10 protein-coding genes are annotated in these 16,919 nt (G+C 75.7%); 6 read left to right on the top strand and 4 right to left on the bottom strand.

Annotated elements, in window-relative coordinates; all coding sequences use genetic code 11:
- Window positions 1–117: 117 nt before the first annotated feature.
- The 3 genes from EV383_RS31730 (at window position 118) to EV383_RS18075 (ending at window position 6,690) form a co-directional block, all read left to right on the top strand.
- Window positions 118–2,805, top strand: a complete 2,688-nt coding sequence (locus EV383_RS31730; RefSeq protein ID WP_242623176.1) for a helix-turn-helix transcriptional regulator — start codon at window positions 118–120, stop codon at window positions 2,803–2,805.
- 258 nt (window positions 2,806–3,063) lie between these two features.
- The gene (locus EV383_RS18080; RefSeq protein ID WP_130291002.1) at window positions 3,064–5,088 is read left to right on the top strand and encodes a hypothetical protein; all 2,025 of its coding nucleotides are present in this window, start codon (window positions 3,064–3,066) and stop codon (window positions 5,086–5,088) included.
- A 591-nt stretch (window positions 5,089–5,679) separates the two neighbouring features.
- The gene (locus EV383_RS18075) at window positions 5,680–6,690 is read left to right on the top strand and encodes a MinD/ParA family ATP-binding protein (RefSeq protein WP_242623175.1); all 1,011 of its coding nucleotides are present in this window, start codon (window positions 5,680–5,682) and stop codon (window positions 6,688–6,690) included.
- Window positions 6,691–6,721: 31 nt separating this feature from the next.
- Here the strand turns inward: EV383_RS18075 and EV383_RS18070 are convergent, their stop codons facing one another.
- Window positions 6,722–9,517, bottom strand: coding sequence for an ATP-binding protein (locus EV383_RS18070; RefSeq protein WP_130291001.1), 2,796 nt, complete (start codon window positions 9,515–9,517; stop codon window positions 6,722–6,724).
- Between the two features lie 235 nt (window positions 9,518–9,752).
- Entirely contained in the window at window positions 9,753–10,613 is an 861-nt protein-coding gene (locus tag EV383_RS18065; protein ID WP_165438391.1) for a type IV toxin-antitoxin system AbiEi family antitoxin domain-containing protein, read from the bottom strand.
- 235 nt (window positions 10,614–10,848) lie between these two features.
- Between EV383_RS18065 and ppdK the strand changes: the two genes are divergently transcribed.
- Together ppdK and EV383_RS18055 are read left to right on the top strand one after the other, a co-directional pair.
- On the top strand, window positions 10,849–13,521 hold the full coding sequence (ppdK, locus tag EV383_RS18060; RefSeq protein ID WP_130290999.1) for a pyruvate, phosphate dikinase: 2,673 nt from the start codon (window positions 10,849–10,851) through the stop codon (window positions 13,519–13,521).
- Between the two features lie 42 nt (window positions 13,522–13,563).
- The gene (locus EV383_RS18055) at window positions 13,564–14,091 is read left to right on the top strand and encodes a hypothetical protein (RefSeq protein WP_130290998.1); all 528 of its coding nucleotides are present in this window, start codon (window positions 13,564–13,566) and stop codon (window positions 14,089–14,091) included.
- A 3-nt stretch (window positions 14,092–14,094) separates the two neighbouring features.
- Here EV383_RS18055 and EV383_RS18050 read toward each other — a convergent pair whose 3' ends face one another.
- Complete coding sequence (locus tag EV383_RS18050) at window positions 14,095–14,811, bottom strand: alpha/beta fold hydrolase (protein WP_130290997.1); 717 nt, start codon at window positions 14,809–14,811, stop codon at window positions 14,095–14,097.
- Window positions 14,812–14,904: 93 nt separating this feature from the next.
- Here EV383_RS18050 and EV383_RS18045 point away from each other — a divergent pair, with 93 nt between their 5' ends.
- Complete coding sequence (locus tag EV383_RS18045; protein WP_130290996.1) at window positions 14,905–16,344, top strand: aromatic amino acid lyase; 1,440 nt, start codon at window positions 14,905–14,907, stop codon at window positions 16,342–16,344.
- On the opposite strand, the gene EV383_RS18040 is transcribed toward EV383_RS18045, so the two are convergent.
- Window positions 16,304–16,876 carry a CGNR zinc finger domain-containing protein gene (locus tag EV383_RS18040; RefSeq protein ID WP_130290995.1) on the bottom strand — a complete coding sequence of 191 codons (573 nt, stop codon included), beginning with the start codon at window positions 16,874–16,876 and terminating at the stop codon, window positions 16,304–16,306. The genes EV383_RS18045 and EV383_RS18040 overlap by 41 nt on opposite strands.
- Window positions 16,877–16,919: the final 43 nt, after the last annotated feature.

Raw genomic sequence — 16,919 nt, 5'->3', positions numbered from 1 at the left:
GGCGATCCGGGCGGTCCGTGGGGGAACCTCCCCGATCCGGGCCCCGGGGGTGCTCCGGAGTTTGTTCCGGTGTGAGATCAACTAGGAAGGACGGGCACGAGACGAGAGGACGGTGGCATGGCGCGGCAGCGCGGAGGGGTCGTCGGACGACGGGACGAGCTCACCGATCTGGTCCCGCCCGACGGTCGCGGCGGACTGGTGGTCCTGCGCGGGGCGCACGGCAGCGGGCGGTCCGCCGTGCTCGCTGCGCTGGGCCGCGAGCTGCGGGCCGACGGGGTCGTCGTGCTCGACGTCGGTTTCGGCGACGAGCGGGTCGAGTGGGACCTGTTCGGGGCCTGCGCCGTGCTGGCCGCGGTCCGGGAACGGTTCGAGGACCTCGACGCCGACCCCGCCCTGGGCGCGTCGATCAGTGCCGTGGCCGGCCTGTGCACCCCGGAGAGCTACGGCTCGCCGGCGCGCCGCTCGGCGCTGCTCGCCGAGATGGGCCGGATGTTCACCCGGATCGGCGTGCACTCGCGGGTGGCGCTGCTCGCCGACGACGTCGACGCCGTCGGGCAGCCCCTGTTCGCGCTCGCCCCGGCGCACCTGTCCGGGCACTACGTGGTCGCGGGATGCACCGGCGACGCCGGCCGGCCCGGAGGGTCGGCGGAGCTGTGCGACGTGGCCGACCGCGTCGTCGAGCTCGGCCCGCTGCCCGACGCCGACGTCGACCTGCTGCTGCGCCGCGTCGGGAACGTGCCCGTCGACCCCGCCGTGCCCGCCGCGCTGCGGGCGGCGCTGGGCCCGCTCTACGGGAACCCGGCGACGCTGCTGGCGACGGTGGCCGAGCTGCGTGCCCGTGACCGGCTCGTCGTCGCCCACGACCACCTCTGCCTGCGCGATCTCGATCCGGGCTGCTGCGCCGCGCCGATCGCCCTGCCCGCCGGGCACCCGTTGCTGACCGAGGTGGGCGACGGTCCCGCGCGCGACCTGGTGGTTCTCGCCGCCGGCTACACCGACCTCGGCGTGGACGACGTCCCCGCCCTCGCCGCCGCGACCGGGCGCCCGGTCGACGAGTGCGGGCGCGAGGTGGACCGGCTGGTCCGCGCGGGGGTGCTCGACGGCGACGCGGCCGGGCGCCTGTCGCTGCGCTGCCCGGCCCTCGGTACGACCCTGCTGGAGCAGGCCGGGTGCGGCACCGTCACGGAGCTGCACCGGGCGATGGCCGCGCACCTGCACGCCGCCGCGCAGGCCGGTGCGCCGTGCGACCCGTCGGTACTCGCCGACCACGTCGTCGCCGCGGGCGCGGCGCTGCCGCCCACACCGGACCTGGCCACCCTGCTCCACGACGAGGCCGTACGCGTCGCCGTCCTGCACCCCGACCACGCCGCCCGCCGCTACCTCGCGGCCTGGAGGCACGCCGGACCCGGGCGGGGCCGGATGCGGGTGCAGTCCGAGCTGGTCCGCCTGCTCGTGCGCAACGGCCGCTGCGAGCTGCTGACCGGTTTCGTCGCCGAGATCGTGGCGGAGGGCCCGCCCGAGGCCGACCCCCGGGTGCGGTCCGAGCTGGCCGTGGCGGCCGCGCTGGCCGCCCTGCACTGCGGCCGCCCGGTGTCGGCCGCGGTCCGCGACGCCCTGGCCGAACCGGGGTACGAGCACTGCCCGCTGCGGTTCTGCGACCGCTGGTTCGCGGGGGAGCCGGTGGAGCTCGACGACCTCGTCGCCGCTTTCGCCCACCTCACCGACGGCTGGCCGCGTCCCCAGCTCGCGGCCACGCTGCAGGACCGCTCGCAGCGCCGCCGTCGCGCCCGGTTCGGGATCGAGGTGGCGTTCGCGACCCGCGCCCTGGTCCCGGTGTTCGAGTGGCTCTACGGCGCGGACTACGGCGCCCCGGCGCACGGTGCGCTCGCCGCCTACCACCGCGTCGTGCAGACCTACGCCACCGGCGCATGGACCGACGCGTTGTGCGCGGCCCGCGAGCTGGCCACCGCGACCCACGGCGACCCGCTGAGCCGGCAGATCGCCCAGCTGCTCGCAGCCGAGATGTGCAACTGGCGCGGCGAGGACCGGCGCGCGGCCGCCTGGCTCGACGCGGTCCCGGCCGACGGCCCGTTCACCGCGATCCGAGGCTGGGTCGCGTGCGGCATCCGGTACCGGGAGGGCGACGCGGCCGGGGCGCTCGCGGCCGGCTGGGAGGCCTACCGCCGCATCGGGTCCGGATCCGGTGACGCCGGCGGGTGGCGGCTCCTGGTCCGGATGGCGACGGTCGCGGCCGAGGCCGGTGACGCGGCCTGGACCGCCCGGCTGGCCGAGGAGACCTCCGTGCGCGAACGCCGCAACCGCGCCACCGTGGCCCGGGAGTCGATCTCGCTGCTCGTCGGCCTGACCACGGGCGACGAGACCGCGGTCCGCGAGGGCCTCGCGCTGGTCCGCGGACGTGAGCACCGCCCCGAGCTGGCCTGGGCCTGCCTCGCGACCGGGCTGGTGGCGGCCGACCCGCAGCGCTGGCTGCACGAGGCCTACGAGATCGCCCGGGAGATCGGCGCGCCCCGCCTCCGGGCCCGGGCGAAGCAGTTGATGGCCGGGCGCGGCGTCGCCGCCCCGGTCGCCCGCTCCCGACCCGACCGCTTCTCCGACATCGAGGTACGCATCGTGGAGCTGATCCGCGACGGCGCGACGAACCGGCGGATCGCGATCGCGATCGGGGTCAGCGAGAAGACCGTGGAGAACCACCTGACCAAGCTCTTCCTCAAGGCCGGCTGCCGGACCCGGCACGGGCTGGCGGCGGCGAGCCTGGACGGGCGGCTGGAGGCGATCGGCGCGTGAGCCGCGACGTCGCCCTCCGCGCAGGACCCCGAGGTCGGGCCTGACCCGATCGGGTTAGCGGGGGATCTTCCTCGACTTGGTCGTTCGCCCGCCCGGCCCGCCCACGCGAGGCCCGCCGGCTGTGAGCGTGGGTATCGGAGCGGAGTCCCCGAGGCGTCGTCGTCCCGGCCCACGCGGGGTCGGCCGGACCGACAGCTCCTCGGATCCGCAGCGCCCGTCCCCACGGGTGTACGACGACCTCACGAAAGGTGTTCCACGATGCCGGCAGACGGACACGACGACCCGACCCGACCCGGCCGGCGATCCGGTCCGGCGCGGCAGCGGCAGACGTTCGCCGCCGCGGGCTTCACGGCGGTGGCCGCGGTCGGCATCTTCGGCGCGGCCCTCGCCGGCGGGCCGTCGTCGCCGCAGCCGGCGGACGGCGCGGACGACTGGGCGGCCTGGGCCGCGGGCAAGCAGTCCAGCCTTCCCGCGCCGGAGGAGCGCACCGGCCCCTCCGCGCCGAGGTCCGGGACCGCCACCCCGGCCCCGGCCGGCAGCGTCCCGGCGGCCGGGTCCGGTCTGCCGTCGCTCGACGGCGTGGGTGTCGATGAGCCGACGATCGCCGCCCCGGGCTCCCTCCCGGTGTCCGGCGGCGCCCCGGTCGTCTCGACGCCGCTCACCGGGGCCCTCGCCGCCGCGCCGCTCCCGGCCGTCCCGCTTCCCGCCGTACCGCTCGCGCTCCCCGCCGCCCCGGTCGCGGCACCGGCTCCGCTCCGGCTCCCGGCCGCCCCCGCCCCGGTGGCGTCGGTGGTGGCGCCCGTCGCCGCCGCGGCCGAACCCGTGGTCGCGTCGCTGCCGGTGACCTCGACCCTGGCGCAGGGCTCCCGGTCCGAGGACGGGTCGCTGCTCGGGCTCGGAGGCTCGTCGAAGGAGTCCGCGAGCCGGCAGGCCGCGACGGGGGAGGATCCCTCGGCGACCACGGCGAACCCGCTCGACGCGCTGCTGGGCCAGGAGTCGTCCGACGCGACGTCGGAGCTGCTCGGGTCACTCGTCCCGTCGACGGAGGGGACGCCGGACGTGACCGACGGTTCGACCACCCCGGACGCGACCCCGGACAGGACCGGGTCCGGTGCGACCACGCCCGTCACCGGCGAGCCCGGCGCGACCGCTCCCGGCGCGACGACGCCCGGCGCGACCGCGCCCGGCACGACGGCGCCCGGCAGGACCGCTCCGGCGGAGACGATCCCGGCGGTGGTGACCCCGGGCTCAACCCCGGCCGAGGGCTCGACCCCGGTGCCGGCCGCGACCCCCGTCCGGGACGCTGCCCCGGTGCAGGCGTCCGCCCCCGTCCGGGGCGCCGCCGCGGCGACCCCCGGGTCGGCGGAGCAGGCGATCCGCGCCGAGGCGGAGAAGCAGGCCATCGCCCTGGCCGACCGCTGGCTCGCCCAGCTCTCCGGCGCGCCCACCGCGCAGGCGGCGGCCCCGCAGGCCGCTCTGCAGTCGGCCGACCAGTCCCTGCGTGCGGCCGTCAAAGAGTCCGCGATGGCCGCGCCGCGGGCGGAGCAGCAGCCGCCGTCGGCCGGGAACGACACCGCCGGCCAGGCCGTCCGGAAGCCCACCGCGCAGAAGTTCCTCCCGACCCGCGAGTCCGTGCAGAACGAGGCGGCCGCGCAGCCGGCGGCCCAGCAGCAGGCCGCGCAGGAGCTGGTGGCCCAGCAGCAGGCGGCGCAGGAGCTGGTGGCCCAGCAGCAGGCGGCCGAGCAGCAGGCGGCGCGGCAGGATGCGGACCGGCAGGCCCGCCAGGCGGCCGTCGAGAAGGCGAAGCAGGCCGCCGCCCGTCAGGAGCAGGCCCGTCAGGCCCAGCAGGAGGAGCGCCGGGAGGCCGCCGAGTCGGCCCGGGAGCGGGCCGCCGCGCAGGAGCGTGCCGAGCAGCAGGTGCGCCAGGAGCGCGCCCAGGAGCGCGCCCAGGAACGTGCCCGGGAGCGCGCCCAGAAGCAGGCCCGGCAAGAGGCGGCGCGGCAGGCCGAGGAGCAGGCCGCGAAGCAGCAGGAGGAGTCCTGCTCGGTCGACTCCTCGTCGCTCGGCGTCGAGGCCCAGCAGGGCGATGACGGGAAGGTCCGCGCGCTGCGGGTCTCCGGATTCGACGACCACTGCGCCGGCCGGACCGCGACGGCGACCGTGCACACCGAGTCCGGCACGCAGACGATCAGCAAGCGGATCGGTGGCGGCTCGGTGACGTTCACCCTCGACGAGCCGGTGGACGGGTCGTCCGTGCAGTCGACCGAGCTCTCGGTGAGCTGACGGGGACGGCGGGTCACTCCGATGGCGAACGGCACCACGAACGACGCCGGCCGGGTCTCCCCGGGCGACGACGATCTCGCCTGGGTGCCGGTCGACTGGCCGGTCAGCTGGACCCCGGCGGCCCCGGCGGGGGGCCCGGCCCCGAACGGCCGGACGGCGTCCCCACCGGATAGCCCGGCCGATCCGGGACCGCAGGGAGGGCCACGGGGAACGCGGTCCGGGGCGGTGACCGGCCGCGGCCCGGAGCCCTCCCGGCCGCTCACCCCGTCTGCGCCCGCCCCGCCGGAGGAAGCGGCGACGGTCGGGACACCCGAGCCGACGACCCGGATGCCGGTGGTCGCGAGGTCGCCGGTTTCGTCCGATCACGGACCGGCGCCGGGACCCACCGGTCCAGCCGGCGCACCGCGGCCGGCCGGGACGACGTCGTCGCCGGAGCCGGCCGGTCCGACCCCACCGCCGGTGTCGTCCGGACCGGCCGAGCCGACCGGCGTCGTCGGGCGGGCGCCCGCCCGCCCTCCGGCTCCGCGAACGGCCTTCGGACATCCACCCGCACCGGTACGCCCGCCCGCACCCCGCTCCGGACCACCGCTGGTGTCACCCTCGGACCCGGACGTCACCCCGACCCCACCCCGGGACCGGCGGGCCGCACCCCCTCAGCGGGGAGTCGTCCCGCTCCCGGTCGACGCCAGTGCGCCGGCACCCCCGCTGGGCCCGGACTCCCTCGTGCGCTACTCCGGCGAGGCGCCGATGGGCGGGTGGCGGCGCGGCGTCTACACCGTCACCCGCGGCCGGATGAACCCCGGACCGTCGCCCGCGCAGGTCGCCCGGCAGCAGATGATCCAGGCGATCCGCCGCCCGCTGCCCGGTGTCCGTCGTGTCGCGGTCGCGTCGATCAAGGGCGGTGTCGGCAAGACGACCGTGTCCGCGTGCCTGGGCCTGGCGCTCGCCGAGAACCGCGGCGACCGGGTCGTCGCCCTCGACGCCAACCCCGACGCCGGCACGCTCGCCGACCGCCTCACCGGCGACACCAGCGTCACCGTGCGCGACCTGCTGGCCGGCATCGAGCAGGCGACCACCATCCACGACCTCGACCGCTTCACCAGTCTCGCCGGACGTCTGCGGGTCCTCGCCTCGGAGCAGGACCCGGCGGCGGGGGAGTCGTTCTCCCGCGCCGAGTACGAGGCGGTGTGCCGTCTCGTCGGGCGGTTCGCGAACATCCTGATCACCGACTCCGGGACCGGGCTGGTGCACTCGGCGATGGAGGGGACGCTGGCGCTGGCCGACTCGCTGGTCGTGGTCGGCAGCCCCACCGTCGACGGGGCGAACCGGGCGTCGAAGACCCTGGACTGGCTGCACGGGCACGGCTTCGCCGCCCTGGCCGAGCAGTCCGTGGTCGTCCTGAGCTGCGACCGGTGGAGCCGCGACGTCGACCGCGACCTCGTCCGCCGGCACTTCGAGTCGCGGACACGGGCCGTGGTCGAGCTGCCCTTCGACCCGCACCTGGCCTACGGCGGCCGGGTGCACCTCGGCGCACTGCGCCCGGAGACGATCGACGCCGTGCTGCTGCTCGGGGCCCGGATCGCGGACGGTTTCGACGGATGAGCGCCGGGAACCGGGTATGGGTGTAGCAGGGTCACACCGGGTCGTCACCGGTGAGGATGGCGGCGGCCAGCTCGATGCGGGAGCGGTGACCGGTGCGGGCGAACAGCCGTCCCAGCCGTCCCTCGACGCTCTTGTCACTGGTCCGCAGCGTGACCGCGATCTGCTTGTTGCTCAGACCCTCGGCCACCAGGAGCGCGAGGAGTCGTTCGTTCTCCTCCACGGTGACCCGGCGGCCCGGGATCGGGACCTCCGTGGCCGTCATCAGGGTGCGGGTCCAGGCCCGGAACAACAGTGCGTCCAGGTCCCCGAACGTCGCGTACGCCTCGGAGAGCAGGACCGGGTCGGCGACGCCGTGCGCCACCAGGCGCAGCTGTGTGGTCGCCAGCTCGAACGGGATCCCGCGCTCGCGTCCGATCCGCAGACCCTCCCGGGCCAGGGCGGGGTCCCGGTCGACGGCCGCCCGGGTGATCGTCGCGTACATGGCGCTGCGGCTGGTGCCCATGCGGTCGGCGACGCCCTCCAGCTCGACGGCCCGGCGCCGCGCGACGTCGAGGTCGCCGCGGTCCAGCGCGAACCCGGCGAGCTGGGCCAGCGTCACGTCGCTGCCGACCAGGAGCCCGCGACGCTTGCCGGTGTCCAGCGCGTCGGTCAGCCGGGCCTCGGCCCGCGCGACGTCGCCGAGGATGACGTCGATCTCGGCCTCGGGATCCTCCAGCAGGTGTTCCAGGGCCGGGGCGCCGGCCCTGGCCGAGGCGAGCAGGTCACGGGCCCCGCTCAACCGGCCCTGCGCGATCAGCAGGAAGGCCATGATCTGGCTCATCGGGGCGTGCACGGTGCCGGAGCCGCGTCCGGCGCTGCGGGCGACCGTCCGCCGGGCGTCGTCGAGCGAGGCCCCGGTGCGTCCGCGCATCAGCGACACGAGCACCTGGCCGGCCGGGGCGAGCGTCTCCGGGGCCTGGCCCTCGGCGTCGAGCAGGCGTTCGGCGCGGCGCAGCTCCCCGACGGTCAGCAGGGCCGAGACGAGGCCCTCGATGTGGCTCTCCCGCTCCCAGCCGCTGGCGACGTGCCGGCCCTGCTCGGCGGCGGCGAGCATCTCCTCGAACGGTCCGGGCTCGCCCGTGTAGAGGGCGGTGAACGCGCCGAACATCCGCCCCGGTGCCCGGGTGGCGGGGCTGCGGGACCAGACGTCCTCGGTGCTGTCGAGCAGCTCCCGCGACTCGACCCACCGGTCCAGGTGCACCAGGGCGATCGCCTGGCCGATCCGTCGGAGGGGCTCGTCGCCGAGGGTCTCCCGGGTCCCGGCGGCGATCTCCTCGAGGCTCTCGACGTCGCCGACGTTGTGCAGGGAGAACACCAGCAGGATCGCGACGATCTGCCGGGCCGGGACCGGTAGCCGCTCGGCGTCGTAGTGCAGGATCTCCCGGGCGAGGGCGACGGCGGTCGGGTAGTCGCCGCCGTCGAAGCTCGTCCGCAGGTGCATCCGGAGGATCTCGACCCGTTCCGTGCGGTCGGAGGCGAGCTCGACCGCGGCGGACAGCCACCGCGAGGCGCGCTCCGGGTCGGCGGGGACGGCCGCGCGGGCCTGGGCGCAGAGCAGGTCCAGCGCCCAGCGGGCCGGGGCCAGCCGTCCGGCGTCGGCGACCCGGTCGGTGAGGTAGGCCTCGTCGACGCCGGTCGCGGTGCCGTCCCGGACGGCCTCGACGACGATCATGGCCAGACGCCGCCGCTCGTAGGGCCCGATCCCCGAGACGAGGGCCTCGGCCAGCAGCGGGACGACGAACCTCCACGACCGGCCGCCGTGGTGCAGCACTCCGGCGTCGCGCAGGGCCGCGAGCCGGTCCGTCGCCTCGTCGGCGGGGACCCCCAGCGCGGTGACGAGCAGGTCCGGGAGCGCCGGGCCGACCGGGTGCAGCACCGCCGCCGCGGTCGCCGCGTCCGCGAGGCCGGGGGCGAGGCCCCGGACGCCGCGCAGCAGGTGGTGGCCCTCCATCCCGGTCCGCCGCACCGGCGGCACCAGGTGCGCGTGCCGGTCGACGACGTGCACGGCCCCGTCGGCACGCAGGCCGGCGACGAGGTCGGCGACCGCGGCCGGGATCCCGCGGGTGAGCCCGCGGACCCGGTCGACGAGCTCGGTGGACGGGACGGCCGCGACGGCGGTCCGCAGCTCGCGGACGATCCGCGCCTCGTCGAACAGGGGCAGCCGGATCGACACGACCAGATCGTCGCGGCGCAGCCGGCGCATCGTCGCCGCGGCACCGGCGGCGACGAGGTCCGTCGCGGGTGTCCGGACGGCACAGACCACCCGGACCGCACCGGCGCGCAGGCGCCGGACGAGGGACTCGAGCACGGCGAGGGAGTCCCGGTCCATCCACTGCGCGTCGTCGACGAGGACGACGGTGTTCCCACCCGCCAGCATCGGTGCCGCCGCGGCGGCACCCGCCCGCGCGGCCACCGCCGGGTCGGCGTGCGCACCCTCCACCGGCCCGAACGGCAGCCACGCCGAGGGGTGGGCCGCCCCGTACCGGGCCCCGAGCGCGCCCCGGCCGTCGGTCGTCGCCGACGGGACGGCCGGGGCGGCGCCGCCACCGGGGGAGAACCGCATCGACGCGACGGTGACCCCGCGGGCGAGCAGGGTCGTGCGCAGCCCCGCGAGCGCGGAGGTCCGGCCGGACCCGGTCGGCCCGGTCACGACGACCAGTGGCGGGCCGGAGCCGGGCGACGCCGCGTCGAGCAGCGCGTCGGTCGGACTGTTCTCGCGGTCGTCGATCGTCGGGCTCCCCTCGGGTGTGGCCGTCCCCGGACGCGAGTTCGGTTCGTCACAAAACATACCAACAGTCGATCTTGCTGTGCCGCCGCGCGGGGCGGATCCGGTCGGTCCACGACGGGCGGTGGCGCGGTGATCGGCGGCCCGGTCCCGATCGGGGCCACCTGTGGCCGTGATCGGGACCCGGTCTCCGATCGTGCAGGCAGTACGCGGTCACGACCGCCGGACCTGTCGCGATGATCGGCAGTCCGGTCCCGATGGTGGCCACGGACGGCTCTGATCGGTACCCGGCCGCCGATCACGCGGCGGTGGCGTGGGCCAGGGCGGCGCGGACGGTCCGGACGATCTCACCGGGCTCCTCGGCGAGGTTCGCCCAGGTGAAGCGCAGCACCGTCCAGCCGGCGCCGACCAGGGCGTTGCCCTTGCGCCGGTCGGTCGCGAACCGCTCGGAGTCGACGTGCCACGCCCACCCGTCGACCTCGATCGCCACCCGCGAGGCCGGGAACGCGACGTCGACGGTGAAGGGGCCGAAGGGATGGGCCCGCTCGAAGCCGGAGAACCCGGCCCCGGTCAGCAGGCGCAGCATCAGGCGCTCGGCAGCTGAGTCGGCCCGGTCGGCGCAGGCCACCAGCATCACCCCGGCCGGGCCCATCCCCCGGGAGCCTGCCGCCCGGCAGTACGCCTCGTGCAGCTCGGTGAAGGAGATGTGCCGCTGCAACGCCCGGTCGAGGAACTGCGCGCCGTTCGCGACCACGGGTGCGGTCTCCAGCACCGAGAGGGCGCGTCCGGTCACGACGACCCCGCGCTCCTCCGGCTCGAGATCGCGACGGCGGAGGAACACCCCGGGTGGCCGTCGACGGTGCGACGCCCGGGGCATCGTGAGGTCGATCCGGAAGCCGCGCCGGCCGAGCACGCCGTGCCAGAACGCGGCGGACGGGCCGCTGACCGTCGAACGCCCGCCACCCCACAGCCAGGCCGCCCGGACCCGGGCCTCGTCGGTGAAGCGGTGCCCGCCGACCAGGTAGACGCCGGGATGGATCGACGACCACGCCCCGGACGACCCCCTTCGCGTGATCGTCCTGGCCGCGACCCCATGGGCCAGGGCCTGGGTCCGGGTCAGCACACCGGCCTGGGCGAGCAGCAGCTCCTCCAGCGACATCCGGTCAGGATCGGGTCCGAGGTGGCCGTCCGGATGCCGAACGGCTGCCACCGTTCGCGTCCGTGACCGGGCCGGGCCACCGGCCCGCCCCGCCGTGCCCACCCGACTGGATCGATCCGGAGACCGGTCTGGCGACATTCGGCTCTTGGGCGGGGCCGGTGTCCGGCCCACACTGACCGGATGCCCAGGCGACGGTCTGTCGCCATCTCGTATCCGACCCGCCGGAGGTACCGCGATGCCCAGGTTCGTCTACGACTTCGCCGAGGGTGACCGCGACCAGAAGGACCTGCTCGGCGGCAAGGGCGCGAACCTGGCCGAGATGACGAACCTGGGCCTGCCGGTGCCGCCCGGGTTCATCATCACCACCGAGGCCTGCCGGGCCTACCTGAGCGGGGGCGCCGAACCGGACGGGATGGCCGACGAGGTCACCGAGCACCTGTCCACGCTGGAGTCGGCGATGGGCCGTCGACTCGGGGACCCGGAGGACCCGCTGCTGGTCTCGGTCCGGTCCGGGGCGAAGTTCTCGATGCCCGGGATGATGGAGACCGTCCTCAACGTCGGCCTCAACGACGCCTCGGTGCACGCACTGGCCCGGCGGGCCGGGGACGACCGCTTCGCCTGGGACTCCTACCGCCGCCTGGTGCAGATGTTCGGCGCGACCGTCCTGGGCATCTCCTCCGAGCACTTCTCGCACGCCGTCGACGAGGCGAAGGCGGCCAAGGGCACCCGCAACGACCTCGACCTCGACGCCGGCGACTTCGAGACCCTGGTGGAGACGTTCAAGGGTCTCGTGCGCACCCACGCCGGGCGCGACTTCCCGCAGGACCCGCGCGAGCAGCTCGACCTCGCCGTCCGCGCGGTGTTCGACTCCTGGAACTCGCCGCGGGCGCACCTCTACCGGCGTCAGGAACGCATCCCGGCCGACCTCGGCACCGCGGTCAGCGTGGTGTCGATGGTGTTCGGCAACCTCGGCATGGACTCCGGCACCGGCGTCGCGTTCACCCGCGACCCCGCCTCCGGCGCGCGCGGCGTCTACGGCGACTACCTGCAGAACGCCCAGGGCGAGGACGTCGTCGCCGGCATCCGCAACACCCGTCCGCTCGCCGAGCTGGAGACCATCGACAAGGTCTCCTACGACCGGCTCATGGACATCATGACCACGCTGGAGAACCACTACCGCGACCTCTGCGACATCGAGTTCACGATCGAACGCGGGCAGCTGTGGATGCTGCAGACCCGGGTCGGCAAGCGCACCGCCGCGGCCGCGTTCACGATCGCCACCCAGCTCGTCGACGAGGGCGTGATCGACCTCGACGAGGCCCTCGGGCGCGTCACCGGGGCCCAGCTGGCGAACCTGATGTTCCCGCGCTTCGACCGGGACGCGGAGAAGAAGCTGCTCACGACCGGGATGAACGCCTCCCCGGGCGCCGCGGTCGGGGCGGCGGTGTTCGACTCGGCGACGGCCGTCGCGAAGACGAGGGCGGGGGAGAAGGTCGTGCTGGTCCGGCGCGAGACGAACCCGGACGACCTGGACGGCATGATCGCCGCCGAGGGCATCCTGACCAGCCGCGGCGGGCGGACGTCGCACGCCGCGGTCGTCGCGCGCGGGATGGGCAAGACCGCGGTGTGCGGGGCGGACGACCTGGAGGTCGACGTCGCGGCGAAGCGGTTCACCACCGCCGACGGGGTCGAGGTCGGCGAGGGCGAGACGATCTCGATCGACGGCACGAACGGCGAGGTCTACCTGGGTGAGGTCCCGGTCGTCGCGAGCCCGGTGGTCTCCTGGTTCGAGGGGAGCATGCAGGAGGGTCAGGGCGACGATCTCGTCGACGCCGTCGCCCGCCTGATGCGCCACGCCGACGAGCGCCGGCGGCTGCGCGTGCGGGTCAACGCCGACACCGCCGACGACGCCGCCCGGGCCCGGCGCTTCGGCGCCGAGGGGATCGGGCTCTGCCGCACCGAGCACATGTTCCTCGGCGACCGCCGCGAGATGGTCGAGAAGCTGGTGCTCGCCGAGACCCGGGACCAGCGCGAGGAGCAGCTCGCCGCCCTACTGCCGATGCAGATCGAGGACTTCACCGCGCTGTACCGGGCGATGGACGGCCTACCGGTGACGATCCGGCTGCTGGACCCGCCGCTGCACGAGTTCCTGCCCGACCTCACCGAGCTCACCGTCGAGAGCGCGCTGGCCCACGAGCGCGGCGAGACCGACCCGGTGCGCGAGGAGCTGCTGGTCGCCGTGCGCCGGCTGCACGAGCAGAACCCGATGCTGGGGCTGCGTGGCGTCCGACTCGGTATCGCCGTACCGGGCCTGTTCGCGATGCAGGTCCGCGCCATCACCCGGGCCGCGGCGACGCTCGTCGCCGAGGGGGTCGCGGTGCACCCGGAGATCATGGTGCCGCTGGTCGGGACGGTGCAGGAGCTGCAGGCCGTGTCCGCGGAGATCGCCGAGGTCGTCGCCGAGCCGGAGTCGCACGTGGACGGCGCCCCGGTGCCGCACCAGGTCGGGACCATGATCGAGCTGCCGCGCGCGGCGATCGTGGCCGCGCAGATCGCCGAGACCGCCGAGTTCTTCTCCTTCGGCACGAACGACCTCACCCAGACGACGTGGGGCTTCTCCCGCGACGACGTCGAGAGCTCGTTCTTCTCCGACTACCTGGAGCAGGGGATCTTCGGGGTGTCGCCGTTCGAGTCGCTCGACGTCGAGGGTGTCGGGCACCTGGTCGAGCTCGGCGCACGGGAGGGCCGGCGGACCCGCCCGGACCTCAAGCTGGGGATCTGCGGCGAGCACGGCGGCGACCCGGACTCGGTGCACTTCTTCCACCGCGCCGGGCTCGACTACGTGTCCTGCTCGCCCTACCGCGTGCCGGTGGCCCGTCTGGAGGCCGGGCGGGCGACGCTGGGCTGAGGCGGGCGCGGCGCCGGGCGGCGCCGCGCGCACAATCGGCCCATGACCCGGGTCGTGATCCAGCCGTCCTACGGCCTGCCACGGTTCCGCCGGCACTGGACGCAGACCCTGGACCGGACCGTCGCGTTCACCGGCCTCGCCGACGCCCTGGACGGCCGCGAGCTCGCCGACCTCCGTGCCCTGCACCCGGCCGGGGAGGCGCACTTCTGGGGCGCGTCGGCCGCGCACGACCGGCGGATGGCGCAGCTCGGCACCGGCGACGTCGTGCTGCTGACCGGACGCAAGCAGGTCCTGGCCGTCGGCGAGGTCGGCCTGGTGCTGCGCAACCCGGCGTTCGCCCGGGCGCTGTGGAACCCCGCACCCGACGTCTGCAACTGGGACAACGTCTACAGCCTGTTGGCGCTGACGCAGACCCGGATCCCGTACGAGAGGGTCTGGGAGCTCCCCGGCTTCAACCCCGGCGACAACTTCATGGGCCTGCGCCTGCTCGACGACACCAAGGCCGCCGCGGTCCTGTCCGGCCTCGGGATCACCACGGCCACGTCGGGGACCGGGTTCGCCGTCGGCTGAGCGCTACTGCCCGGCGGCCTCGAGCAGCAGGTCCACCACGGCGTCCGGAGCGGTGACCATGGCGTCGTGACCGGTCGCCAGCTCCCGGATCGTCCACCCCGGCTGCCGCGCCGCGCGGGCGGCCGAGGCGGCGACGGGGGGATAGGCGGGGGCGGTGCAGGCGATGTAGGTGCACGGCAGGCCGGCGCCCCACGGGCCCGTCGTCGGCAGCGGCTCGGTGTAGGAGCGCACCGGGTGCGGGGTGACCCGGCGCTCGACCCACGCCCGGTCGGCGGGGTCGGTGAAGCCGAAGCCGTCCAGGTGCAGCGGGGGCATGGTCGGGGTGCCGTCCACCGCCCCGGCGGCCGCCAGCCGTGCGGCGGCGATCTCGGGGCCGAGCCCGTCCAGGACGCTCGCGCCCGGATCGGCCAGCACCCCGTCGAGCAGGACCAGGGCGGAGAGCCGGTCGGTGACGCGCTCGGCGACCCCGCAGGCCACGGTCGCCCCGAAGCTGTGCCCGACCAGCACCGCGTCCCGGCACTCCTCGGTCTCGATCTCGGCGACCACGTCGTCGATCATCGTGCCGAGCCCGACCTCGGGCGTGAGGTGGTGGGCGCGCGAGCCCAGCCCGGTCAGGGTCGGGGTCAGCACCCGGTGGCCGGCGGCACGCAACGGCCCGGCCACCCGCGGCCAGCACCATCCGCCGTGCGCGGCACCGTGGACCAGGACGAACTCGGTCATGGACACTCCTCGGGGACGCGAACGGGATGCGGGCATTCTGCTCGACGGGCGGCGCGGGCGGTGCGGACCGCCGCCGGTTCGTAGGGTCCCTCCATGACCGTCGTACTCGCGCGCAGCGCCGACCTCACCCCGGACGTCGTGCGACGGGTGTCGTGGCACGGCGAACAGGTCGTGCTGGCGCCGGACGCCGTGTCGTCGATCGGGCGACGGCGGGCGGAGTTCGTCGCGTTCGTCGACGCCCATCGGGGCCGCCACCTCTACGGCATCACCACCCGCCATCACCACGGCGCCAAGCAGGTCCTCGACGCCGACGCCCGCGCCGAGTACGCCCGCCGCCTGCCGTCCACCCCGGCGAGCACCGGGCCCGGCCTCCCGGAGCGGGTCGTGCGGGCCGTCGTCCTGGCCCGGCTCGCCGACGTCCTCAACGGGACGGCGGCCGTGCGCCCCGAGACCGCGACAGCCCTGGCCGCGATGCTCGACGGCCCGATGCCCCACGTCCCCGGCCGGGGCCACGGCGAGCCCGGCAACGTCATCGCGCTGGGCCACCTGTTCCGGGCGCGGTTCGACGGCACGCTGGAGATCGGCGAGGGGATGGCGCTGATCAACGGCGCCCCGGTCTCCGCCGCGGTCCTCGCCGACGCCGTGCTGGCCGGGCAGGGCCGGATCACCGTGGCCGAGGACGTGGCCGCCCTGGCCGCGATCGCCGTCCGGGCACCGGGCGCGCACTACGACGAGGAGCTGGCCCGCGTCTGGGGCGATGAGCACCAGGCGGCGACCCTGGAACGGATGCGGAAGCTGATGGCCGGAGCCGAGGGGCCGACGCTGCCGTACCAGGCGCCGGTGTCGTTCCGCAGCGCCCCGCGGATGCTCGGCTGGACGCGGCGGGCCCTGGCCCAGGCCGCCGACGGTGCGCGGATCTCGCTGCGTGCCTCGTCGAACAACCCGATCTTCGTCGGCCCCGGCACCCGCCCCCCGCTGGGCGAGGTGCTCTCCAACGGCGGGTACCACGACCCGCTGGCCGCGCCCGGCCTCGACGCGCTGGCCCGGAGCTGGGCCGACCTCGCGCAGCTGGTCACCGCCCAGGTGAGCCGCCTGGTCGAGCGGCCCGACGGGATCGTCGCGTCCGAGCCGGAGGCGCAGGTCAGCCTGCTGGACATGACGTCGGCGGGCTGGGCGGAGGAGGCCCGCGCCGCGGCCGGGACGTCGTTGATCGGCCTCGGGCCGGGTGGGCAGACCGACACCGGCACCGCCGAGGTGCTCGCGTGGCGCCGTGCCGGCGACGCCGGTGCCGCGCTCGACGCCGGCCTCGCCGTCCTCGCGGTGGTGGCGGCACACACGATCGGCCACCGGGGCGAGGTGGCGCCGCCCGCCCTGCGGCCCCTGGCCGACGCGGTCCTGTCCGCGTTCCCGCTCGGCACCGGAGCGGTCGGCTTCGGCCCCGGCCTGGGCGGCGTCGCGCGACATCTCGCGGAGCGGGTCTTCCCCGGACCGGCTACTGCGCCCTCTGCCGGGCCCGGTGGGCGGCCACGTTGACGCGGTTGCCGCACAGCCCCGGCATGCAGTAGCGGCGGGCGCCGTTGCGGCTGGTGTCGATGAACACACCCGCGCAGTCGGGGGAGGCACAGCTGCGGAACCGCTCCACGCCCAGCGCGTGCGTGACGCCCAGGACACCGACCCCGGTCAGCAGGCCCAGCTGGTCGGCCAGCGGCGCCTCGGGGGCCGTGATCGCCTGCCAGCGGGTCACGTCGTCGTCGACGGCCAGGCTCAGCGTGCCGACCGAACCGGTCAGCTCCGTGGCCCGCCGCACGATCTCCTGTGCGTCACCGGAGTCGATGAGCGTGCGCAGGGCGTCGCGCAGACCGTGGGTCGCGGCGAGGTCGTCGTCGGTCGGGACCGCGGCGTCGAGACCGGGCGCCCAGGACGCCGGGACGTGCGTGGTGACGAACGTCTCCAGCTCCGCGACATCGGAAAGCTTGTCCGTGCCGTTCCATACACAGGGAGCGGTGTTGACGAGCTCGGTCGCCACCCCCGCTGCCTGCGCGTAGTCGTCGAAAGGGACTTGCACGGCGAACTGCCTTCCCTCTACGGTAAGCGTCAATTCATCATTT

The sequence above is a fragment of the Pseudonocardia sediminis genome, from assembly GCF_004217185.1.
Classification (GTDB): Bacteria; Actinomycetota; Actinomycetes; order Mycobacteriales; family Pseudonocardiaceae; genus Pseudonocardia; species Pseudonocardia sediminis.
This window is presented reverse-complemented; position numbering and strand designations above follow the sequence as displayed.

Excerpts from the sequence above, each read along its gene's own strand:
- EV383_RS31730 (WP_242623176.1), top strand. The coding sequence starts at position 118 with ATGGCGCGGCAGCGCGGAGGGGTCGTCGGACGACGGGACGAGCTCACC.
- EV383_RS18080 (WP_130291002.1), top strand. The coding sequence starts at position 3,064 with ATGCCGGCAGACGGACACGACGACCCGACCCGACCCGGCCGGCGATCC.
- EV383_RS18070 (WP_130291001.1), bottom strand. The coding sequence starts at position 9,517 with ATGTTTTGTGACGAACCGAACTCGCGTCCGGGGACGGCCACACCCGAG.
- EV383_RS18065 (WP_165438391.1), bottom strand. The coding sequence starts at position 10,613 with ATGTCGCTGGAGGAGCTGCTGCTCGCCCAGGCCGGTGTGCTGACCCGG.
- ppdK (WP_130290999.1), top strand. The coding sequence starts at position 10,849 with ATGCCCAGGTTCGTCTACGACTTCGCCGAGGGTGACCGCGACCAGAAG.
- EV383_RS18055 (WP_130290998.1), top strand. The coding sequence starts at position 13,564 with ATGACCCGGGTCGTGATCCAGCCGTCCTACGGCCTGCCACGGTTCCGC.
- EV383_RS18050 (WP_130290997.1), bottom strand. The coding sequence starts at position 14,811 with ATGACCGAGTTCGTCCTGGTCCACGGTGCCGCGCACGGCGGATGGTGC.
- EV383_RS18045 (WP_130290996.1), top strand. The coding sequence starts at position 14,905 with ATGACCGTCGTACTCGCGCGCAGCGCCGACCTCACCCCGGACGTCGTG.